At 65.7% G+C, this 20,484-nt stretch carries 20 protein-coding genes; 6 read left to right on the forward strand and 14 right to left on the reverse strand.

The annotated features are described in order from the left end of the window. On the reverse strand, positions 1-987 hold the full coding sequence (locus LL06_RS05690; protein WP_035523463.1) for a Gfo/Idh/MocA family oxidoreductase: 987 nt from the start codon (positions 985-987) through the stop codon (positions 1-3). Between the two features lie 256 nt (positions 988-1,243). Here LL06_RS05690 and LL06_RS05695 point away from each other — a divergent pair, with 256 nt between their 5' ends. Further along, the gene (locus LL06_RS05695) at positions 1,244-1,534 is read left to right on the forward strand and encodes a hypothetical protein (protein ID WP_035523465.1); all 291 of its coding nucleotides are present in this window, start codon (positions 1,244-1,246) and stop codon (positions 1,532-1,534) included. Positions 1,535-1,543: 9 nt separating this feature from the next. Here the strand turns inward: LL06_RS05695 and LL06_RS05700 are convergent, their stop codons facing one another. The 9 genes from LL06_RS05700 to infC form a co-directional block, all read right to left on the reverse strand. Then, on the reverse strand, positions 1,544-2,929 hold the full coding sequence (locus LL06_RS05700; RefSeq protein ID WP_052161245.1) for a nicotinate phosphoribosyltransferase: 1,386 nt from the start codon (positions 2,927-2,929) through the stop codon (positions 1,544-1,546). A gap of 177 nt (positions 2,930-3,106) precedes the next feature. Then, the gene (pheT, locus tag LL06_RS05705) at positions 3,107-5,518 is read right to left on the reverse strand and encodes a phenylalanine--tRNA ligase subunit beta (protein WP_035523471.1); all 2,412 of its coding nucleotides are present in this window, start codon (positions 5,516-5,518) and stop codon (positions 3,107-3,109) included. After that, positions 5,515-5,943 (reverse strand): GFA family protein, encoded by a 429-nt coding sequence (locus LL06_RS05710; protein WP_035523474.1) that lies wholly within the window; start codon positions 5,941-5,943, stop codon positions 5,515-5,517. Before LL06_RS05710 ends, pheT begins: the two co-directional genes overlap by 4 nt. 28 nt (positions 5,944-5,971) lie before the next feature. Next, positions 5,972-6,247, reverse strand: a complete 276-nt coding sequence (locus LL06_RS05715; RefSeq protein WP_035523477.1) for a DUF2442 domain-containing protein — start codon at positions 6,245-6,247, stop codon at positions 5,972-5,974. Further along, positions 6,222-6,464, reverse strand: coding sequence for a DUF4160 domain-containing protein (locus LL06_RS05720; RefSeq protein ID WP_035523480.1), 243 nt, complete (start codon positions 6,462-6,464; stop codon positions 6,222-6,224). The genes LL06_RS05715 and LL06_RS05720 overlap by 26 nt, the downstream gene beginning before the upstream one ends. Positions 6,465-6,468: 4 nt before the next feature. Continuing rightward, the gene (gene pheS / locus LL06_RS05725; protein WP_035523483.1) at positions 6,469-7,554 is read right to left on the reverse strand and encodes a phenylalanine--tRNA ligase subunit alpha; all 1,086 of its coding nucleotides are present in this window, start codon (positions 7,552-7,554) and stop codon (positions 6,469-6,471) included. A 189-nt stretch (positions 7,555-7,743) separates the two neighbouring features. Continuing rightward, the gene (rplT, locus tag LL06_RS05730; protein WP_035523486.1) at positions 7,744-8,145 is read right to left on the reverse strand and encodes a 50S ribosomal protein L20; all 402 of its coding nucleotides are present in this window, start codon (positions 8,143-8,145) and stop codon (positions 7,744-7,746) included. A 37-nt stretch (positions 8,146-8,182) separates the two neighbouring features. Further along, complete coding sequence (gene rpmI, locus LL06_RS05735) at positions 8,183-8,383, reverse strand: 50S ribosomal protein L35 (RefSeq protein WP_035523489.1); 201 nt, start codon at positions 8,381-8,383, stop codon at positions 8,183-8,185. A gap of 261 nt (positions 8,384-8,644) precedes the next feature. Continuing rightward, positions 8,645-9,181 (reverse strand): translation initiation factor IF-3, encoded by a 537-nt coding sequence (infC, locus tag LL06_RS05740; RefSeq protein ID WP_035523583.1) that lies wholly within the window; start codon positions 9,179-9,181, stop codon positions 8,645-8,647. Between the two features lie 194 nt (positions 9,182-9,375). On the opposite strand from infC, the gene LL06_RS05745 reads away from it, so the two are divergent. Together LL06_RS05745 and LL06_RS05750 are read left to right on the forward strand one after the other, a co-directional pair. Continuing rightward, positions 9,376-10,167, forward strand: coding sequence for an alpha/beta hydrolase (locus tag LL06_RS05745; protein WP_035523492.1), 792 nt, complete (start codon positions 9,376-9,378; stop codon positions 10,165-10,167). A 196-nt stretch (positions 10,168-10,363) separates the two neighbouring features. Beyond that, entirely contained in the window at positions 10,364-10,972 is a 609-nt protein-coding gene (locus LL06_RS05750) for a transglutaminase-like cysteine peptidase (RefSeq protein ID WP_081963679.1), read from the forward strand. 26 nt (positions 10,973-10,998) lie between these two features. On the opposite strand, the gene LL06_RS05755 is transcribed toward LL06_RS05750, so the two are convergent. Continuing rightward, positions 10,999-12,195 carry an MFS transporter gene (locus tag LL06_RS05755; protein WP_035523495.1) on the reverse strand — a complete coding sequence of 399 codons (1,197 nt, stop codon included), beginning with the start codon at positions 12,193-12,195 and terminating at the stop codon, positions 10,999-11,001. Positions 12,196-12,375: 180 nt separating this feature from the next. Next, positions 12,376-13,359, reverse strand: coding sequence for an iron exporter MbfA (gene mbfA / locus LL06_RS05760; protein WP_035523497.1), 984 nt, complete (start codon positions 13,357-13,359; stop codon positions 12,376-12,378). 125 nt (positions 13,360-13,484) lie between these two features. Between mbfA and LL06_RS05765 the strand changes: the two genes are divergently transcribed. Beyond that, positions 13,485-14,288 (forward strand): YiiX/YebB-like N1pC/P60 family cysteine hydrolase, encoded by an 804-nt coding sequence (locus tag LL06_RS05765; RefSeq protein WP_035523500.1) that lies wholly within the window; start codon positions 13,485-13,487, stop codon positions 14,286-14,288. Between the two features lie 185 nt (positions 14,289-14,473). Continuing rightward, positions 14,474-15,790, forward strand: coding sequence for a SulP family inorganic anion transporter (locus tag LL06_RS05770; protein ID WP_052161247.1), 1,317 nt, complete (start codon positions 14,474-14,476; stop codon positions 15,788-15,790). A gap of 37 nt (positions 15,791-15,827) precedes the next feature. On the opposite strand, the gene LL06_RS05775 is transcribed toward LL06_RS05770, so the two are convergent. Beyond that, the gene (locus LL06_RS05775; protein ID WP_035523502.1) at positions 15,828-17,078 is read right to left on the reverse strand and encodes an O-antigen ligase family protein; all 1,251 of its coding nucleotides are present in this window, start codon (positions 17,076-17,078) and stop codon (positions 15,828-15,830) included. A gap of 350 nt (positions 17,079-17,428) precedes the next feature. Here LL06_RS05775 and lepA point away from each other — a divergent pair, with 350 nt between their 5' ends. Continuing rightward, the gene (lepA, locus tag LL06_RS05780) at positions 17,429-19,237 is read left to right on the forward strand and encodes a translation elongation factor 4 (protein ID WP_035523506.1); all 1,809 of its coding nucleotides are present in this window, start codon (positions 17,429-17,431) and stop codon (positions 19,235-19,237) included. Between the two features lie 42 nt (positions 19,238-19,279). On the opposite strand, the gene LL06_RS05785 is transcribed toward lepA, so the two are convergent. Then, positions 19,280-20,221, reverse strand: a complete 942-nt coding sequence (locus LL06_RS05785; protein WP_035523510.1) for a DMT family transporter — start codon at positions 20,219-20,221, stop codon at positions 19,280-19,282. Between the last annotated feature and the right edge of the window lie 263 nt (positions 20,222-20,484).

Genomic DNA, 20,484 nt, shown 5'->3' on the forward strand with positions numbered 1-20,484 from the left:
CTACACGCTCTCCCAGCCGTCATGGGCGGAGGCGCGGTAGACTGCGTCGATGAATTTCTGGTTGAGAACCGACTGCTCCAGCGTGAACACGGGTTCGTCCGCGCCGCGCGCCTTGCGCACGAAAGCCTCGGCCTGAAGCCGGTACTGGCGCACGCCGGGGAAGCGGAAGATGCGGGCCTCCTCCTGGGTGGCGTTGTGCAGGGTGACGACGGCATGGCCGTAGTCGCCGGCGTTGAACGGCGCGGTGACCTCGATGTAGCCCTCCTCGCCGTGGAACACCATCAACTGGCGCAGCGCCATCTGGGTCGAGCAGTAGAAGCTCATCTCGAAATCGCCGAAATCGGCCTTGACGCTGGCATAGCGGTCGGTGCCGAATTGCGGATCGCGCTCGACCGTCGCCTGCACCCTCAGCGGCTCGCGCCCGGTCGAAAACCGTGTCGTGACCGTCGGGTAGACGCCGATGTCGGGCAGGCCGCCGCCGCCCAGCTCGCGCTGGTTGCGCATGTTGGCGGGATCGGCGTTGAAATAGGAAAACGCGCCCTGGACATGGCGCAGCCGGCCGATGGCGCCCTCGGCAATCAGGTCGCGCACCTTCTTCCATTGCGGGTGATAGGTGACCATGAAGGCTTCGCAGACGAGGACATTGTGTTTGTCGCGCGTGGCGATCAGCGGCGCGATGGCGTCGGCATGCAGCGCGATCGGCTTTTCGCAGAGCACATGCTTGCCGGCTTCCGCGGCCCTGATCGACCATTCGATGTGCTGCGAGGTGGGCAGCGGGATATAGACGCCGTCGACCTCGCCCGAGGCGAGCAGTTCGTCATAGGACGCAAAGGCCAGCGGCACGCCGAAGCGGTCGGCGAGCGCGCGGGCGCGGGCATAGTCGCGGCTGGCGATCGCGGTGACCACACCGTTCTCGGAATCCTGCAATTGCGGGATCACCTGGTCGCGTCCGATCTTGGCGGTGGACAGAATTCCCCAGCGAAACATGCGTCTTCCTCCCCTTGAGCGCCGCGCCTCCAAACCCGGGCGCATGGCGCGACATTGCCTCGATCCGCCGCGCGCGGCCCGGGGGTGAACCTATCCCCTTCGGACGCGTTGTGCATCGGATCTGGTCGCCGCCCGCCCTGCAAAAGGGCGGCCGGGTGCATTCAATCCCGTCTGCGGCCGGATCTGTCAACACCCCGGCTTGCGCCGGTCCGGCGTTTGGGGTGATATCGTCGGGTGATTTGAGGAGAATGCGGGAATGCGCGGTTCAATACTGATTCTCGGCCTGGCCCTGCCGCTGATGCTTGCGGCGACCACTGCCAACGCCGATCCGGTGCGCGACTTCAAGGCCGCCGACACCGACGGCAACGGCATTCTCGAGGCGAGCGAGTTCAGGCGCTTCGTCGACCTGCGCGCCGAGGACGGCAGCGCGGTGGCCAAGAAGGTGCGGACATTCCGCGCCTACGGCATCGCCCTGTCGCGGGTCGATTACGACGGCGACGGCCGTGTCTCGGGCGCCGAACTGATCCGCTACGACCGGAATTCCTGATCGCGCTTTCTAGCGGCCGGACGCCGCCCGCGCGCGGATCTCGGCCAACGTCCAGTCGACCAGCAGTTCGCCGTCGCGCCACACCGGCTGCAGCAGGTTTTCGCGCTCTCCCAGGTCCTTGAGCGCCACCGCCATGGACCGGCCATTCTCGCGCACCACCGCCTGGCGGTAGCGCTTGGAGGCCTTGCCGGGGTCGGTCTTGGGGTTCTTGTTGATACCGTGCCAGACGCCCTGATCGTCCTGGCGGGCATTGGCCTTCATCGCGAAGCGCAGCGTGTCGCGGTTGACCTTCTGCAACAGCCCCGCACCCATGCCGAAGGCAATGTTTTCCGCCGACCAGCCGCGGTCCTCCAGCCGGCCCAGAATGATCTTGATGGTCTCGGGCGTGACGCCGTCGCCCTGGATGACGCGCACCGCCGGGTTGAGCACCTTGTAGCCTTTGCCATTGAGCGAGGAGCCGAAGATCTCGCCCAGCATCTCGACGGTGTCGACCGGCACCCGCGTGGCGTCGCCCGAATCGGGCCGCACCACCAGCGTGCCGCCCGAGGCCTCGACCTCGGCCTTCAGCTCCTCGCCCCAGATGTTCTTCACCGCCCGGTAGAGATCGTAGGAATCGGAGACCACGGCGACCAGTTTGCCCGGGCCCGCGAACTGCTTGAGCATGTTGCGGTAGGCCTCGGTCTCGCGGTCCTCGCCCCAGCTTGTCATGGTCGAGTGCTCGGCGGCGGGAATGGAAAAGCCCGCCATCGGCTCGTGGTAGAAGCGCCGCGCCGTAACCAGCGCGCTCACCGTGTCGGTGCCGAGGAAATTGACGAGATGGGCGACGCCGCCGATGCCCGCCTGTTCGAGCGAGGTGGTGCCGCGGGCGCCGAAATCATGCAGCCGGAACGGCAGAACCTCGGCCGGCGTGTCGCAGGTGCGCTCCAGCGAGGCGGAGATGATGGCGCGGGCGCCGTGCGAAACGGTGGCGACGGTCGAAGGATACCAGACGGCGCGCAGCAGCGCGGTCTCCAGGAAGGTCGGCAGCCAGAAGAAGTCCGGGTCGGTGTTGCGGACCTGGACCATCGGTGTGCCGGTGGGGACGACCATGCCTTCGGGCAGCGCCTCGATCAGCAGCGGCAGCAGGCCGCCGTGGCGGGTGACGATGGTCTCGAAGCCTTCGCGGTGGAACGGCAGGCCGTGGGCCAGGATCATCTCCTCGGCCTCGTCGACATCGGCCATGGTGATCTTTCGCGAGAGATAGTCCTTCAGGAACATCTGCAGGCCGAAGAACAGCACGTGATCATGGGCACCGCCAGGCCGGGCCTCGATATAGGCCGAGATCGCCGCGGTCTCGGGCGGATACTGGGCGAAATGTGAGTATTTGTAGCTGTCGGAATTGAGAATGAGGTTCATTGTACGCATTACGCTCCGCGGTCCTGCCCTGTTGCCCGACAGCATGCAACCGGCGGCACCATCACCGCAAGGGCCCGGGGCCCGCAGAGCGGGCCCGAGGCGCAATTCCTGTTGATTTCGCCCGGATGGAAGTCACCGGGGGCCGGGGAAGCGGCCTTCTGGGCCGCTCCGTCCGGTTCATCCCCGCAAAACACCGCCTGTCGACTTCTCGACATTGGCGATCACTGATTTCGCCAGCCGGTCGAGGTCCTCGTCGGTCAACGTGCGCTCGCGCGGCTGGATGGTGATCTCGATGGCGACCGATTTCTTGCCTTCGCCGAGCGAAGCGCCCTCGAACAGGTCGAAGACATTGACGCCGGTCACCAGCGCCTTGTCTGCTCCTAACGCGGCGCGGACCAGCGTGGCGGACGGCACGGCCTTGTCGACGACGAAGGCGAAGTCGCGGCGCAGCGCCTGGAACGCCGAGAGGCTCAGCACCGGCTTGGTGCGGGTCGCCTTGCGCTTGGCCTCGGGGATCGCATCGATGAACACCTCGAAGCCCGCCAGCGGGCCGGTGACGTCGAGCGCGTCGAGCGTGTCGGGGTGGAACTCGCCGAAATGGCCGAGCACCGTCTTGGGGCCGAGCTTGATCAGGCCGGAGCGACCGGGGTGGTACCAGTCCGGCCCGCCCTGCTCGACCTGGACATTGGCCATCGGCAGGCCGCAGGCCTCGAGCACGGCCAGCGCATCGGCCTTGGCGTCGAACACGCCGACGGGCCTGGCGGCGCCGTCCCAGTGGCGGCCCGCGCCTGAAAGACCGGCGGTGCCGCGGCGGATGCCGCCCGCCACCCGCCGCTGGCCTTCGGGCGTGTCGGTCTCATAGGTGCCCGAGACCTCGAACAGCGCCACGTCGCCATAGCCGCGGGCGGCGTTGCGCCCGGCGGCGGCGATCAGCCCCGGCAGCAGCGAGGGGCGCATGTCGGACATGTCGCTCGCAATCGGATTGGCGAGCCGGAGTTCCGGCCGGCCGCCGCCGAACAGCTTCGCCTGCTCCTCGGAGATGAACGACCAGGTGACGGCTTCGAGCATGCCGCGCGCGGCGAGCGCCCGCTTGGCCGCCCGGGTGCGCACCTGCAGCGTGGTCAGGATCCTGGCGTTGACCGAACCGATGGGGGCGAGCGGCTCGGGCCTGATGTGGTCGACGCCGTGGATGCGCATGACTTCTTCGACCAGATCAGCCTTGCCGTCGATATCCGGCCGCCAGGAGGGGACCGCGACCTGGACGCGCTCGCCGAGGCCCGAGACCTCGAAGCCGAGGCCGGTCAGGATGTCGACCGATTCATCATCGGACACGGTGAGCCCGGTCAGGCGCCCGACCTCGGTGAAGGGGAATTCGACCACCTTCTTCACATGGCCCTTGTAGCCCACCACGCGGGAGGCCGCAGCGGTGCCGCCGCACATCTCGAGCACCAGCTCGGTGGTGCGCTCGAGGCCGGGGATCATATATTCGGGATCGACGCCGCGCTCGAAACGGTAGCGGGCATCGGTGATGATGCCGTGGCTGCGGCCGGTCTTGGCGATGTTGATCGGGTCCCAGAGCGCCGATTCGATCAGCACATTGGTGGTGGTCTCGTCGCAGCCCGAATGCTCGCCACCCATAATGCCGCCGATGGATTCGGGGCCGTTCTCATCGGCGATGACGACATTGGTCGGGTTGAGCCTGTAGGTGCGGGTGTCGAGCGCCAGAATCTCCTCGCCCTCCTGGGCGCGGCGGACGACCAGATCGCCCCTGACCTTGTCGGCGTCGAAGACATGCATCGGCCGGCCCTGGTCGAAGGTCATGTAATTGGTGACGTCGACCAGCGCCGAGATCGGGCGGAGGCCGATGGCGAGCAGCCGCTTCTGCATCCATTTCGGGCTCGGGCCGTTCCTGACGCCGCGCACCAGCCGCCAGGCGAAGCCGGGGCAGAGGCTCTCGTCGTCGAGGATGATCTTCACATCGACCGGCGTCTCCCCCTCGACCGGGAAATCCGGCGCGGCTCTCGCTTTCAGCGTCCCCAGGCCGGAGGCGGCCAGATCGCGGGCGATGCCATAGATCGAGGTGCAGTCGGGACGGTTGGGCGTGAGGTTGATCTCGATCACCGGATCGTCGAGCCCGGCATAGGCGGCGAAGGAGGTGCCGACGGGCGCGTCCTCGGGCAGGTCGATGATGCCGTCATGCTCGTCGGACATGTCGAGCTCCCGTTCCGAGCACATCATGCCGTGGCTTTCGACGCCGCGGATGTTGCCCACCGCAAGCGTTACATCGATGCCCGGCACATAGGCGCCCGGCCGCGCCAGCGCGCCGACGAGGCCGGCGCGGGCGTTGGGCGCGCCGCAGACGATCTGCACCGGCTTGCCGTCACCGGCGTCGACCATCAGCACCTTGAGCCGGTCGGCCTCGGGGTGCTTTTCGGCGCTGATGACGCGGGCGATGGTGAAGGGCCGGTAGGCCGCCTTGTCGTCGACATGCTCGACCTCGAGCCCGATCGCGGTCAGGCGATCGCAGATCTGGTCGAGCGTGGCGTCGGTCTCAAGGTGATCCTTGAGCCAGGAGAGGGTGAATTTCATCGGTCTTTTTCCGTTTTCATTGGGGGACGTTCCACGGAAAACCCGTCGAAACGCGGAAGATCGTCGGTCATGTGCAGGAACGGCAATTGCCGCTCGACAAAGGCATGCGCTGCCGGCGGATAGGACTCCGGCTCGTCCATGAACCCGAGCGCCAGATAGGTCTCGCCCGGCAGCCGGTCGTCGGTATAGCCGATCTGGCTGCCGCAATGGCCGCAGAACATGCGCGTCACGCCGCCCGCGCCGCGCCAACTGTTGGGCTCGCCGAACCAGGTCAGGGCCTCCGTCGGAAAGCCGACAAAGGCCATCACCGGCGCGCCGGTCTGCTTGCGGCAGTCGCGGCAGTGGCAATAGGACTGCCAGATCGGCGCGGCGCTGGCCTCCATCGAGATCAGGCTGCAGCGGCAGGAGCCGTGATGCTTGGTCATCCGCTCAACGCTCCAGACAATATCCGCATCATGCAGCCTTTTCCGGCGCCTTGGCCTTCGGGTATTTCCAACCGGCCAGCATGCCGCGGATCGAAAGATCCTCATCGACATCCGGCCAATGGACGCCATCCAGCATCAGCTCGATGTTGTTTCGCTGGGCTGGAGTCGCCGCATAAAGGCTTGGGTACCACCACAACGGCGTGATGACCTCCCGACTATCGGCCAGCCGGACATGCACGTTGTGAAGGTCGCACCAGGCTTCGACTGGTCGCTCATTTTCAGGATACAGACTTGGCGAATTCATCCCATGCCTCCACAAACTGCCCGTGATGCTCTCCGACTACGTCCATGATACGCCTCAGGTCGGCTGCGTTAAACCCCTTGGCCTCGACCAGATCGATCGGCTCAAGCCAGATCTTCGCCGTGCCGCCGTGCCCGGTGACATGGATATGACGGGGCTCAGCCATGTCAAATCCATAGAAATGAAACCGGAAGCCATATTTGCGAAGCACGGTCGGCATGGCTTTATGTGCTCAGCCCCCCGAACAGCGTCGGCATGTCGAGCGGGCGGAAGCCGTAGTGGCTGAGCCAGCGGACATCGGCGTTGAAGAAGTCGCGCAAGTCGGGCATGCCGTATTTGAGCATGGCGATGCGGTCGAGGCCCATGCCCCAGGCAAAGCCCTGGTATTCGTCGGGATCGAGCCCGCCGGCGCGCAGCACATTCGGGTGCACCATGCCGCAGCCGAGGATCTCCATCCAGTCGGTGCCCTCGCCGAACTTGACGATCGGGCCCGAGGTGCGGTCGCACTGGATGTCGACCTCGAAGGAGGGCTCGGTGAACGGGAAGAACGACGGGCGGAAGCGCATGACGACGTTGTCGACCTCGAAGAAGGCCTTGCAGAATTCCTCGAGCACCCAGCGCAGATGGCCAACATTGGCGGTCCTGTCGATCACCAGGCCCTCGACCTGGTGGAACATCGGCGAATGGGTGGCGTCACTGTCCTGCCGGTAGGTCTTGCCCGGGATGACGATGCGGATCGGCGGCTTCTGCGCTTCCATGGTGCGGATCTGCACCGGCGAGGTGTGGGTCCTGAGCACCTTGCGCTCGCCGTTCTCGTCGGGATGCAGGAAGAAGGTGTCGTGCATCTCGCGCGCCGGGTGCCCGTCGGGGAAGTTGAGCGCGGTGAAATTGTAGTAGTCGGTCTCGATGTCCGGGCCTTCGGCGATCGAGAAGCCCATGTCGGCGAAGATCGCGGTGATCTCGTCGACGATCTGGCTGATCGGGTGGATGCGGCCGCGCTCGGCCGGAGACGAGCGCACCGGCAGGCTGACATCGACGCTTTCGCGCGCCAGCCGCTCGGCGATGGCGGCCTTGCGCAGTTCCGCCTTGCGGGCGGCGATGGCGTCGGTGACGCGGGTCTTGAGACCGTTGATGGCGGGGCCGGCCTCCTGGCGCTCCTCGGCGGACATCTTGCCCAGGCCCTTGAGCAGTTCGGACACCGAGCCCTTCTTGCCGAGTGCCGCGACCCGCACGGCCTCGATGGAAGCCTCGTCCGCGCTTGCGGCGATCTCGTCCATGATGGAGGTTTCAAGCGTCTGGTACTGGCTCATGGTCTTTGTCCATTCCTGGAGGGCCAGTCCGATGCGACTGGCCGTAGCTGGCTCATTGCGTCAGGCTGAAACCGCGCCGGGACCGCGCCCGGTTCACGCCTGGCCTTGAAAACGAAAAATCCCGCGCCAGCCCTGCCAGCGCGGGATCCCAAATGGTCAATGTCGAGAATGCCTTCGGGAAACGCTGGCTTAGTGGACAGCGCTTTCAAATTCATTCGGCGTGGAGTCCTTGAGGTAGTCCAGCGCCTTCTTGGAAGCGGCCACCAGCACGCCAAAGGCTTCCGCGTCATGGATCGCCATGTCGGAGAGAACCTTGCGGTCGACCTCGATGCCCGACTTGGTCAGGCCGTCGATGAAGCGGCCATAGGTCAGGCCGTGCTCGCGGACCGCGGCGTTGATGCGCTGGATCCAGAGGGCGCGGAAATTCCGCTTGCGGACCTTGCGGTCGCGGTAGGCATACTGCATCGACTTGTCGACGGCGGCCTTCGCGGCGCGGATGGTATTCTTGCGGCGTCCGTAGAAGCCCTTGGCTTTCTTGAGGACTTTCTTGTGCTTTGCGTGGGCGGCTACACCCCGTTTTACGCGTGCCATGTCATGATCTCCTTAAAATCTCGGGTCCCGGCGCTGCTTACAGGCCGTTGGGCAGGAACTTCTTGACGATCTTGGCGTCCGGGTCCGAAAGGACCATGGTGCCGCGGGCGTCGCGAATGAACTTGTTGGACCGCTTGATCATGCCATGGCGTTTGCCGGCGGCCGCGGACATGACCTTGCCGGTCGCCGTGATCTTGAACCGCTTCTTGGCAGACGATTTCGTCTTCATCTTGGGCATTTCGCTACTCCTTGTCAGGCCTTCGGACACCGTACCGGCGCCGCGCAGCCATCTTCTTGTTGGGTGAGAGGCAAAGGGCGAAGACCCCGTTTGCATCAAGCGTTGGAAACCGCCTCGGCATGCCCTGCCGGCCGGTTTGAACGCGCGCCTTATAGCCGCAGCCGGATCAAAGCGCAACGGGCGTCGGGCCGAATCCGCGCTATAAAGCAAAAAACCGGCCCTGGCATTGGCCGGACCGGTTCCTCTTGCGGATCTGGGTCGTTACTTGGGCGCCAGAACCATCATCATCTGGCGGCCTTCGAGCTTCGGCTCGGCTTCGACCTTGGCGATGGTGACGGTGTCGTCCTTGACCTTCTGGAGCAGCTTCATGCCGAGCTCCATATGCGCCATTTCGCGGCCGCGGAACCTCAGCGTAACCTTGACCTTGTCGCCTTCGTCGAAGAACCGGTTCATCGCGCGCATCTTCACCTCGTAATCATGGGTGTCGATGTTCGGGCGCATCTTGATTTCCTTGACCTCGACGGTCTTCTGCTTCTTGCGCGCTTCCGAGGCCTTCTTCTGCGAGGCGTATTTCAGCTTGCCCAGATCGACGATCTTGCAAACCGGCACGTCGCCCGCCGAATTGATCTCGACCAGATCGAGGCCGGCCTCTTCGGCCATGGCCAACGCCTGGTCCGTCGGCACGACGCCGTGGTTCTGGCCTTCCTGATCGATGAGCTGGACCGTCGGGGTCCGGATATTCTGGTTTGCGCGGGGGCCTTCGTTGGCGGTTGGCGGCGCTCTAAATGGTCTGCGAATGGCTTTGGTCTCCTGATTAACTCGTCCATATCGGCCGGTTGATGCACGCGAGCAAATATGTCTGGCGCGCAATGTCGTCATCGGCCGGCTGGTGTCAATAGCACGGCTTTGGGAAAAAATCACCACAGGGACGTCCGGGCAGGCGCGAATCTTGTAAAAGGGCTGCAAAGCGACAAATCGGGAGAGCCAGCACCATGACGCAACCGGACGCGAACACCCTCACCGTGGGCCAGGGCGAGGACCGGCGCGTCCTCGCGGTCCTGACGCGCCCTGCGCGAGATCCCGGCCTGCCGGGCGTGGTCTGGCTCGGCGGCTACCGCTCGGACATGACCGGCTCCAAGGCGGAGGCGCTGTGCCGCCAGGCCGGCCTGAAGGGCCAGGCCTGCCTCAGGTTCGACTATTCCGGGCATGGCGCGTCCGGCGGCAGCTTCCGCGACGGCACGATCTCGCGCTGGCTGGAAGAGAGCCTGGCGGCGTTCGAGCGCCACACCTCCGGTCCGCAGATCCTGGTCGGCTCGTCGATGGGCGGCTGGATCGCGCTCAGGATGGTGCAGGAGCTCCGGGCGAAAGGCGAGGGCGACCGCGTGGCGGGACTGGTGCTGATCGCGCCGGCTCCCGATTTCACGCTGGAGCTGATGGAGCCGGAGCTCACCGACGCGCAGCGCGCGGCGCTCGAGCGCGACGGTTATTTCGAGGAGCCGACGCCCTACGGCCCCGATCCGAACGTCTACACCCGGGCGCTGTTCGAGGACGGCCGCGAGAACCTGGTCCTCAACGGCCTGATCGACACCGGCTGCCCGGTCCACATCATCCAGGGCATGGCCGACCCGGACGTGCCCTGGCGGCACGCGCTGAAGCTGGTCGAGCACCTGCCCTCCGAGAACGTGACGCTGACGCTCATCCGCGACGGCGACCACCGGCTGTCGCGCGAGGAAGACATCGCCCGGATCCTGGCCGCGGTGGACACGCTCGCCGCCCATAGCTGAAGTCCCGGCGCCGGACCGCGGGGCGGGCCGAACCCTGATCCGCTCCCGGACCGGGCGGCAAACCGCGGCATGTGTGATCAAAATGTCCCGGCCGGTAACCATGTCGGCAGAAGGCCCCGGGTCCGCAATTGACTCTCCGCGCCATAGGCCCTTAACTCTTTGTTAACGAATTTGGACGGCGTGGGGGTAACCGGCAGTGTTGTGCGCACCGGGACTGACAAAGCGGGCTTTGATTGCCATGATTGCGTCTTTCGCAATCCCGGCCGGAGGCATGGCTTCGGACCTGTCGATGCAAACCGGCCGGATCACCTCGCAGCCCATCGGGCATTACGAATTCTGCAAGCAGTTTTCGGCCGAGTGCAAATCGGTCAAGGGCTCGGGCGCGGCGCCGAAGGTCACCGATTACGGCTGGGACGTGATCCGCGAGATCAACCGTGCGGTCAATTTCTCGGTGATGCCGAAGACCGACCTCGAACTGTTCGGCAAGGAAGAGGTCTGGGCCTATCCCGACATTGCCGGCGATTGCGAGGACTATGTGCTGCTCAAGCGCCACATGCTGATCGAGCGCGGCTTCTCGCCGGCCGACGCGCTGATCACCGTCGTGCGCAAGCCCGACGGCGAAGGCCATGCGGTGCTCACGCTCAGGACGTCGGAAGGCGACTATGTGCTCGACAATCTCGTCGACGAGGTCAAGAACTGGCGCGATACGCCCTACAGCTATCTCAAGCGGCAGGCGTCGAACAATTCGGGCCGGTGGGTCACCATCGAAAACGGCTCCGACGTGCTGGTCGGCGCGCTGGACTGATCCGGTTCATGCCGCAGCCCTGATGTTCACGCGGGCTTGCGCCCTTCCATGAGGCGCACCAGCGCCAGCAGCGAAATCATCGACATGAGCGCCAGCGCCACCAGGCAGCCGATCGCGGTCGCCGTTCCCATGCGTTCATTGAGGAAGATGATGGTGAAGGGAGCGGCCGCCGACAGCACCATGCGGAAGCCCGCCAGGGTGCCGGTGCGACGGCCATAGCCTTCCGGGCCGAAGTAATGCAGCGGCAGCATGCCGCGCACGATCGATGTCAGGCCCTGGCCCGCGCCATACATCACCGCGAAGGCGAACAGCAAGGCCGGCACCAGCGCCAGCAGCGTCACCCCCAGCAGCGCCACACCGAGCAGCATCGCCGACGCGGCGATGATCGCCGTCACCGGCGGCGAAAAATGGCTGCGGCGGGCATATTCGAACAGGCGCGCCGCCACCTGCGACGGGCCGATGCAGCTTGCGGCGATGGTGGCCGTCGTCGTGGCAAAGCCGATGTCCTTGAGAAGAATGAGCAGCGACGCCCCGATCGCCGACAGCACGAAGCCGCCGCTGGCCAGGCTGACGCCGAGCAGGATCATCGGACGGGGTCCGGTCACGTGCCGGTAGGACGGGGCCGGCGGCAGCACGGCAGCGCCCACGGGTGCTTCCTGCGGCGTCTGCCTCCCCTTCGGCATGGTCAGGTGGATCGGCAGCGCGATCAGGAGGTTCATCGCGGCCAGGACCAGATAGACCTCGCGCCAGCTCATCAGGGTCAGCAGATACTGGATCAGCGGCCAGAACACGGTGGAGGCGAAGCCGGCGATCAGGGTGACGAGGGTGATCTCGGCGCGGGCATTGCGGCCATAGCGCTGGGCCAGAGCCGCGAAGCCGGCGTCATACTGGACCGCGATCGCCACGAACTCGGCCATCAGCGCCAGCACCGTGAACTGCCAGGCAGTCTGCATGACGGCGATCAGGGCGAGCGTGGCCGCGGCGAACAGCGACCCGGCGCTCATGACCGAGCGCGCGCCGAACCGGTCGATCATCCGGCCGACGATCGGCGCCGAGACGGCGCCTGCCAGCAGGCCGATCGAGAAGATGGCGAAGACGAAGCTCTCCTCCCAGTGAAATTCGCGGGCGATCTCCGGCGCGAGCACCGCGAAGGAATAATAGAGCGTCCCGTAACCGATGGTCATGGTGACGCCCAGACCGATGGTCGAGGGAAAGATTTTCATGGGGCCGCGGCAGGTGATTTGGATGGCGGCTGGATGACACTCCAGCCGCCGGCAAAGGTCAACCCCGTCCGATCGGCGCAACCGTCTGTCGTGTCCGGCAGGTCACGGGCGGAGGCGGGCTGAAGCCGCGGTCCGCGTCCGCTGCCGCCGGCCATGGCGGACGCCGAACCCGGCGCCGGATCAGGCGTTGCCGATCAGCATGCCTGCCGCAAAGACCAGCGCGCCGCCCAGCACCACCTGGAAGATCGCCCGGCTCCACGGGGTCTCCATCCAGTGGTTCTGGATCCAGGCGATGGCCCAGAGCTCGACGAAGACGACCGCAATGGCGACCGTGGTGGCGACGGTGAAATCCGGGATCAGGTAGGGCAGCGCGTGCCCCAGGCCGCCGAGCGCCGTCATGATGCCCGACGCAAGGCCGCGCTTGAGCGGCGATCCGCGGCCGGAGATCACCCCGTCGTCATGGGCGGCCTCGGTGAAGCCCATCGAAATGCCCGCGCCGACGGAGGCCGACAGACCGACCAGGAAGGTGGTCCAGGTGTCGCCGGTGGCAAAGGCGGTGGCGAAGATCGGCGCTAAGGTCGAGACCGATCCGTCCATCAGGCCCGCAAGGCCCGGCTGGACATAGGTGAGGATGAACTTGCGGCGGGAAGTCTCCGCCTCCTCGGCGCGGACATCTTCGGGCGCATGCTCGAGCCCCAGCCGCCGGGCGAGCGATTCATGGCCCTTTTCGGCCAGGGCGAGGTCGCCCAGGAGCTTGCGCGTGTCGGCGTCCGAGGTCCGGCGCGCTGCGGCGAGATAAAAGCTGTGGGCCTGGGCCTCCATGTCCTCGGCGGTCTGCCGGATCCGGTCGACCGGCAGGTTCGTCACCAGCCAGTCCGGCTTGCGCTCGTAATAGCCGCGCACATGCTCGCGGCGAATGAGCGGAATGCGATCGCCGAACCGCGCCTGGTGGCGCTCGATCAGCCGGGCGCGGTGCTCCCCCTCTTCCGTCGCCATCTCATCGAACACCTTGGCCGACTGCGGATAGTCCGCCCGCAGATGATCCGCATAGGCGAGATAGATGCGGGCGTCGTCCTCTTCCGAGGATATGGCGAGGGCGAGGATTTCCTGCTCGCTCAGTGAATCAAACGGTCTGCGATGGAAACCGGCAAGGCGGGACAGCATGGGGGATTTCCCTGTTTAGAATGATTCTAAATTATACGCAGACGATCGCGTTTTCAAGCCGCGAAAACGGAAAGTTGAAGCCGGGCGGGTTGATCCCCGAGCCCGCTCGGGGCAAGTCTTGCGCGATGACCGAAGCCAAGGACATGACCGACACACTGCTCGACCGCCTGGGGCGGTTTCTGGCGCGGCGGCTGCATTCGGCCAATCCCGGCTATGAACCCTACACGCCGTCCGATCCGGAGACGCTGTCGCGCACGCTTCGGGCCGGCGACGTCCTGCTGGTGGAAGGCAACCAGAAGATATCGGCGGCGATCAAATACCTCACCCAGTCGACCTGGTCGCATGCGGCGGTCTATGTCGGCACGGCGCTGAAGCCGGACGACGCGGAGGCCGGCGACTATCCGCAGCTCATCGAGGTCAATCTGGGCGAAGGCTGCGTGGCCGTGCCGCTCTCCAAATACACCCGCTTCAACACGCGGATCTGCCGGCCCGTCGGCCTGACGCCGGACGATCGGGAGGCGGTGGTCGGCTACATGGTCGCGCGCCTCGGCGTGCGCTACGACATGAAGAACATCTTCGACCTGCTGCGCTATTTCTTTCCCACCCCGCCGGTTCCGGTGCGGTGGCGCCGGCGCATGCTCGCCTTCGGCTCCGGCGATCCGACGCGGGCCATCTGTTCGTCGATGATCGCCCAGGCGTTCCAGGCGGTGAAATACCCGATCCTTCCCGAGGTGACCCGCGCGCCGGGGCGGCAGCGGGCCGATTCGGACTATTCCCGCCGCGAGATCCTGCACATAAGGCATCACTCGCTCTATGCGCCGCGGGACTTCGACCTTTCCCCCTATTTCCGCATCGTCAAGCCGACGCTCGAGTACGGGTTCGACTACAAGCAGCTCGAATGGGGGACCGGCGAGCGCGCCCGGCGGTGAGAAGAAACCAGGAAATTCAGCCGACGACGGATTGACATTCCGGCGCGCCGGGCGGGAAAGTGAGCCGCGGCGCCTATCGGGTTGCCTGCGCGGAACTTGCCTCACCCCCGCTTTGGCGATGCACGGCAATGTCTGGCCAGGGAGACGGCTCGAGCGCGGCCTGCGTCAAGATCGAGGGTTTCATCATGAATGAGTCGACTGCGGCTGACGAAGCCGCCCGCAAACGCCATGGAATTTTTCACCCGAAGATCCTGACGACCCTGCGCACCTATGACATGCCGACGTTCCTGTCCGACTTCGGCGCCGGACTGACCGTGGCGATGGTGGCGCTGCCCCTGGCGATGGCGATCGCCATTGCCTCGGGCGCCAATCCCGGCGCCGGCCTCGTCACCGCGATCGTCGCCGGCTTCGTCATCTCCGCGCTCGGCGGCAGCCGGGTGCAGATCGGCGGCCCGACCGGGGCCTTCATCGTCGTCGTCTATTCCGTGATCGTCGACCACGGCTATGACGGCCTGGTCATCGCCACCTTCATGGCCGGCCTCATCCTCATCGCCGCGGGCGTGCTGCGCGCCGGCCGGCTGATCCGCCACGTGCCCGAACCGGTGATCAACGGCTTCACCATCGGCATCGCGGTGATCATCGGCTCGAGCCAGATCGCCGATTTCTTCGGACTGGCCATCGAGGGCCAGATGCCCGCCGATTTCATTCCCAAGATCAAGGTCCTGTGGGCAAACCTCTCCAGTTTCTCGCTGTCGAGCGCCGTGATCGCACTCGTCACCCTCGTCCTGATCGTGGCCTTCCGGCGCGCCGCGCCGAAGCTGCCCGGCCTCGTCGTCGCGGTCGGCCTGACCTCCGCGGCGGTGGCGGCGTTCGGGCTCGACGTCGGCACCATCGCCAGCCGCTTCGGGGCGATCCAGTCGAGCCTCCCCATGCCGGGCCTGCCGGCCGTCAGCCTCGAGCGGCTGGTGGATCTGCTGCCGTCGGCGATGATCATCGCCTTCCTCGCGGGCATCGAATCGCTGCTTTCCGCGCTGGTCGCCGACCGCATGGCCGGCACCGCGCACCGCTCCAACACCGAGATCGTGGCGCAGGGCGCGGCAAACGTCGTCTCGGCGCTGTTCGGCGGGCTGCCGGCCACCGGGGCGATCGCCCGTACCGCCACCAATATCCGCGCCGGCGCCAAGACCCCGGTCGCGGGCATCCTGCATTCGATTTTCCTGCTGGCATTCATGTTGCTGGCCGCGCCGCTCGCCGGGCTCCTGGCGCTGCCGGCGCTGGCGGCTGTGCTGGTGCTCACCGCCTGGAACATGGCGGAGCCGCAACATTTCATGGAGCGTCTGCGCACCCGCAGGTCCGATCAGCTCCTGCTGCTGATGACGCTCGTCCTCACCGTCCTGGCCGACCTGACGGTGGCCATCGGCGCCGGCGTGGCGGTCGGCCTGATGCTGCGCCTGACGCGCCGCGGCACGCCCGAGCCGGACTGGCACACGCCGGAGCGCTGACGGCGGCGCCAGGCCATCGCCCGGACGGCGGGCGGCTTCAGGTTTGGCGGCTCTCCGGCGCCTCGGCGCGGTCGAACACGAGATAGAGGGAAAAGCAGACGCCGGCGATGAAGACGCTGTCGTGGATATCGTGGCCGAGCATCAGCCCGACCAGTCCCGAACACAGATAGACGATCATGAGCCCGCTCAGGAGGAAGAACCCGGCGGCGCCGACTTCATCCTTGCGGGCGCGGTACGCCACCACCAGCGGAACCAGGACGACCGCGGCCAGCGCCATGACGCCCAGCAGCCCGGAGCGGAGCATCGCCGTCAGCGCCGCATTGTGGGCATGGCTGTAGGAAATGCTCACGCCGCTCAATTCGAGAGTCTTTTGGGCGATTTCCTGGCGCTCGTTTCCGGGCCCGTAGCCGAAGACCGGTTTCTCAAGCATCAGTTCATAGCCGGCCTGATAGATCCGGATGCGCTGCCCCATCGGTCCGGACAGGTCGCCGGTCATGATGCTGCGGGATTCGCTGACAACCTGGCCGATGCGCATCTCGAAGATCTCCGAATAGGCCGACAGCAGGCCCGTCAGTCCGGCAAACAGCATGACCAGGATGGGAAGACCGATCAGAATCCGTTTCCACGGATGGTGAAACAGCAGGCTGTAGATCGGGATCAGGATCAGCGCCAGCCACATGGCGCGGGTCCCCGACAGCACGGTGATATAGGCCGCACAGGCCGCGGCGATGAGAAAGACCAGCGACGAGCGGTTCCAGCGCCGATCGGCCGCGCCTATGGTGATCAGATAGAGGATCCCGGCGAGCACGGCCAGGACGCTCGAATTGCCCGATGCCATTTCCGGCCGGTACTGATGGCCCGACAACACGAGTATGACCGGGATCGCCAGGATTGAGGCCGCCGCCGCGACGGTTTCCACCGCGGCGAGCAGTCTCGCCCGATCGACGAAGGTGATCGAGTAGAGCCCGGCAAAGCCGAGAAAGGGTAGATTCTCGAAGACTTCCTGCAGGGCGACCCGGGAAGGATGGATCAAGGCGGCGACCAGATCGGCCATGAACAGGCCGATGAACGCGAAGAAGACGAATTCGACCGGCCGCGGCAGGGCCCATTTCAGTCTGCCGGTGGCAAGATGCAGCGTCGCATAGATGCTTCCGGCGATGACAAAAACCGATACGGCGCTGCCGATAAACGCGCCCAGGCAAAGACTGACGCAATAAAAAGCCAGATTGAGCCCGCTGTAATTATCGAAACGCGGCCTGAACAAAAAGTCGATGAAGGTCCGGATCATCAGCGAATGTTACCATAAGTCTTGGCCACGCGCCGACAAAAGCTGCAAAAGGCCGGTTCCGAATTCCAGGTCAACGCAGTACACTTTCATAGGTTTGGATTTGCAACCGGATTTCCTTTTGAAGCCTTGGCCCCATCGGAAAATTCCACTTTCGCAGATTTCTCGCTTATAGCCACAGCCGATCGCCAGCTCAAGCGCCTGTTGAACGTCCATGGACGGGGCGGTGGGGCCGGCGGACCCCGTGGATCCGCCCGAAAAGCACCGGTTCCCAGAGGGCAGCGGGCCCGCCTCATCCTGCCAGCCCGGTTTGAGTGATTGCCTTTTTCTGCGGTCCTGCTAAATCGCGGCCTATGACACACACGCCACTCTCCCATATCCGGAACTTTTCGATCGTCGCACACATCGATCACGGCAAGTCGACGCTTGCCGACCGGTTGATCCAGACCTGCGGCGGCCTGGCCGACCGGGAAATGAGCCAGCAGGTTCTCGATTCCATGGATATCGAGAAGGAGCGGGGCATCACCATCAAGGCCCAGACGGTCCGGCTGCATTACACCGCCAAGGATGGCGAGATGTATGTACTCAACCTGATCGACACGCCCGGCCATGTCGACTTCGCCTACGAGGTGTCGCGGTCGCTTCGCGCCTGCGAGGGCTCGCTTCTGGTGGTCGATGCCAGTCAGGGCGTCGAGGCGCAGACGCTCGCCAATGTCTACGCCGCGCTCGACGCCGACCACGAGATCGTGCCGGTGCTCAACAAGATCGACCTGCCGGCGGCCGAGCCCGACCGGATCAAGGAGCAGATCGAGGAAGTGATCGGGCTCGATGCGTCCGACGCGGTGATGATCTCGGCCAAGACCGGACTCGGCATCCCCGACGTGCTGGAAGCCATTGTCACGCGGCTGCCCGCGCCCAAGGGCGGCACCGTCAAGGATCCGCTGAAGGCCATGCTGGTCGATAGCTGGTACGACACCTATCTCGGCGTCATCGTGCTGGTGCGCATCATCGACGGCGAAATGAAGAAGGGCCAGCAGATCCGGCTGATGGGCACCGACGCGCGCTACACGGTCGAGCGGATCGGCGTGATCACGCCCAAGCTGGTGGCCGTCGACACGCTCGGCCCCGGCGAGATCGGCTTCATCACCGCCTCGATCAAGGAAGTGGCCGACACCCGCGTCGGCGACACCATCACCGAGGACAAGCGCCCGACGGCGCAGCCCCTGCCGGGCTTCAAGCCGGCGCAGCCGGTGGTGTTCTGCGGGTTGTTTCCGGTCGATGCCGCCGATTTCGAGGATCTGCGCGCGGCCATGGGCAAGCTGAGGCTCAACGACGCGTCTTTCTCGTTCGAGATGGAAACTTCCGCCGCGCTCGGCTTCGGCTTCCGCTGCGGCTTCTTGGGGCTTCTGCATCTCGAGATCATCCAGGAACGGCTCGAGCGCGAGTTCAATCTCGACCTGATCGCCACGGCGCCGTCGGTGGTCTACCGGATGAACATGACCAATGGCGACCTGATCGAGCTGCACAATCCGGCCGACATGCCGGACGTGGTGCGGATCGACAGCATCGAGGAGCCCTGGATCAAGGCCACCATCCTGACGCCCGACGAATATCTGGGCTCGATCCTGAAACTCTGCCAGGACCGCCGCGGCATCCAGACCGACCTCTCCTATGTCGGCAAGCGGGCGATGGTGACCTATGCGCTGCCCTTGAACGAAGTCGTGTTCGATTTCTACGACCGGCTGAAATCGATCTCCAAGGGCTATGCCAGCTTCGACTACCAGATCACCGGCTACCAGGAGGGCGACCTCGTCAGGATGTCGATCCTTGTCAATGACGAGCCGGTGGACGCGCTGTCGATGCTGGTGCACCGCTCGGCCGCGGAAAAGCGCGGACGCGCCATGTGCGAGAAGCTCAAGGAACTGATCCCGCGGCACATGTTCAAGATCCCGATCCAGGCCGCCATCGGCGGCAAGGTGGTGGCGCGCGAGACGATCTCGGCGATGCGCAAGGACGTGACCGCCAAGTGCTATGGCGGCGACGCCACGCGCAAGCGCAAGCTGTTGGACAAGCAGAAGGCCGGCAAGAAGCGCATGCGCCAGTTCGGCAAGGTCGACATCCCGCAGGAAGCCTTCATCGAGGCGCTGAAGATCGGCGAATAGGCCCTTTCGGCCTCTCCGGTTTGCCCGGGCTGACCCGGCCGGTCAGCTCGGGATCGGCAGCGCCGTGCGGCGGTTGAGCCGCCATTGCCAGAGGATATGCGCGACCAGCGCCAGGAAGACGACGCCGCCGCCCATCAGCGTCCGGGGCGCCGGCACCTCGGCATGGATCAGCCACACCCAGACCGGCCCGAACACCGGCTCCATGGTCGAGATCAGCGCCGCGAGCGCCGAGGGAATCAGCCGCGCTCCGGTGGCGAACATCGCCATGCCGAGGCCCAGATTGAGCGCGCCGAACAGGAACAGAAGCCCAAAATCGCGCGCCGAGACGATCAGCCCGGAGGACAGGACCACGCCCACCAGGGTGCCGATCATCACGCCGAGGCAGACCGCCGGGGTCATCCGCACGCCGGAGAAGCGCCGCGTGATCACGGTCGCCGCGGCAAACACCACCGCGATCAGCAGCGCCAGCCCGTCGCCGACGAAGGAGACGCTGGCGGCGAAGGAATCCGACACCATCACCGCGATGCCGGCGATCACCGCGAGAATCGCCGCCCAGGTAACCCGGTCCACCGCCTCGCGCAGGAAGACGACGCCCAGCAGCGCCGCGATCAGCGGCACGCCCGCCTGCATCAGCAGGATATTGGCGACGGTGGTGTAGCCGAGCGCCACGACGAAGGAGATCGAGGCGGTGGCGAAGCACAGCGCCACGCCGATGCCCGGCATGCCCATGGTGCGGAACAGACGCACCGTGCCCGCCGGCCCGTCGCGCCAGAGCATGAAACCCAGCAGGAACACGGCCGCGAAAGCCGAGCGCCAGGCGATGATGGTCCAGGGGTCGGCGACCTCGAGCCCGCGGGCGATGGCGCCGCCGAAGCTCCAGGCCAGCGCCGCGCCGAACACCAGAGCCGCACCGCGCCTGAGGTCGGATGCATCCGAGCTTGCGGCGACGGCAGTTCCGGCGGGGGCGGGGGCGATCGGGTCCATGACGCACTCATAATCCGGCCCCAGCCATTTTCAAGCCGGCGCCCGCGACATTTCCGGACGCGAACGGACCGGCGCCGCCGCGACGGCCGCCATCGAGGCTTTTCGAGGCCATTTTTCCACATTTCCCGGCCTGCCTTCCGCGGCATCGGACGCGCCGAAAGTGCGGGTATCGTTATCCCCTGACGCGCCCCCCACGGAGACAGCCTGGGCGGGACACTTAACCGCCTGGCCGGATCACCCGGACCGGCCTCCCCTCCACGGGG

This window comes from Hoeflea sp. BAL378, from assembly GCF_000759435.1.
Taxonomy (GTDB): Bacteria; Pseudomonadota; Alphaproteobacteria; order Rhizobiales; family Rhizobiaceae; genus Hoeflea.

Excerpts from the sequence above, each read along its gene's own strand:
- LL06_RS05690 (WP_035523463.1), bottom strand. The coding sequence starts at position 987 with ATGTTTCGCTGGGGAATTCTGTCCACCGCCAAGATCGGACGCGACCAG.
- LL06_RS05695 (WP_035523465.1), top strand. The coding sequence starts at position 1,244 with ATGCGCGGTTCAATACTGATTCTCGGCCTGGCCCTGCCGCTGATGCTT.
- LL06_RS05700 (WP_052161245.1), bottom strand. The coding sequence starts at position 2,929 with ATGAACCTCATTCTCAATTCCGACAGCTACAAATACTCACATTTCGCC.
- pheT (WP_035523471.1), bottom strand. The coding sequence starts at position 5,518 with ATGAAATTCACCCTCTCCTGGCTCAAGGATCACCTTGAGACCGACGCC.
- LL06_RS05710 (WP_035523474.1), bottom strand. The coding sequence starts at position 5,943 with ATGACCAAGCATCACGGCTCCTGCCGCTGCAGCCTGATCTCGATGGAG.
- LL06_RS05715 (WP_035523477.1), bottom strand. The coding sequence starts at position 6,247 with ATGAATTCGCCAAGTCTGTATCCTGAAAATGAGCGACCAGTCGAAGCC.
- LL06_RS05720 (WP_035523480.1), bottom strand. The coding sequence starts at position 6,464 with ATGCCGACCGTGCTTCGCAAATATGGCTTCCGGTTTCATTTCTATGGA.
- pheS (WP_035523483.1), bottom strand. The coding sequence starts at position 7,554 with ATGAGCCAGTACCAGACGCTTGAAACCTCCATCATGGACGAGATCGCC.
- rplT (WP_035523486.1), bottom strand. The coding sequence starts at position 8,145 with ATGGCACGCGTAAAACGGGGTGTAGCCGCCCACGCAAAGCACAAGAAA.
- rpmI (WP_035523489.1), bottom strand. The coding sequence starts at position 8,383 with ATGCCCAAGATGAAGACGAAATCGTCTGCCAAGAAGCGGTTCAAGATC.
- LL06_RS05745 (WP_035523492.1), top strand. The coding sequence starts at position 9,376 with ATGACGCAACCGGACGCGAACACCCTCACCGTGGGCCAGGGCGAGGAC.
- LL06_RS05755 (WP_035523495.1), bottom strand. The coding sequence starts at position 12,195 with ATGAAAATCTTTCCCTCGACCATCGGTCTGGGCGTCACCATGACCATC.
- mbfA (WP_035523497.1), bottom strand. The coding sequence starts at position 13,359 with ATGCTGTCCCGCCTTGCCGGTTTCCATCGCAGACCGTTTGATTCACTG.
- LL06_RS05765 (WP_035523500.1), top strand. The coding sequence starts at position 13,485 with ATGACCGAAGCCAAGGACATGACCGACACACTGCTCGACCGCCTGGGG.
- LL06_RS05770 (WP_052161247.1), top strand. The coding sequence starts at position 14,474 with ATGAATGAGTCGACTGCGGCTGACGAAGCCGCCCGCAAACGCCATGGA.
- LL06_RS05775 (WP_035523502.1), bottom strand. The coding sequence starts at position 17,078 with ATGATCCGGACCTTCATCGACTTTTTGTTCAGGCCGCGTTTCGATAAT.
- lepA (WP_035523506.1), top strand. The coding sequence starts at position 17,429 with ATGACACACACGCCACTCTCCCATATCCGGAACTTTTCGATCGTCGCA.
- LL06_RS05785 (WP_035523510.1), bottom strand. The coding sequence starts at position 20,221 with ATGGACCCGATCGCCCCCGCCCCCGCCGGAACTGCCGTCGCCGCAAGC.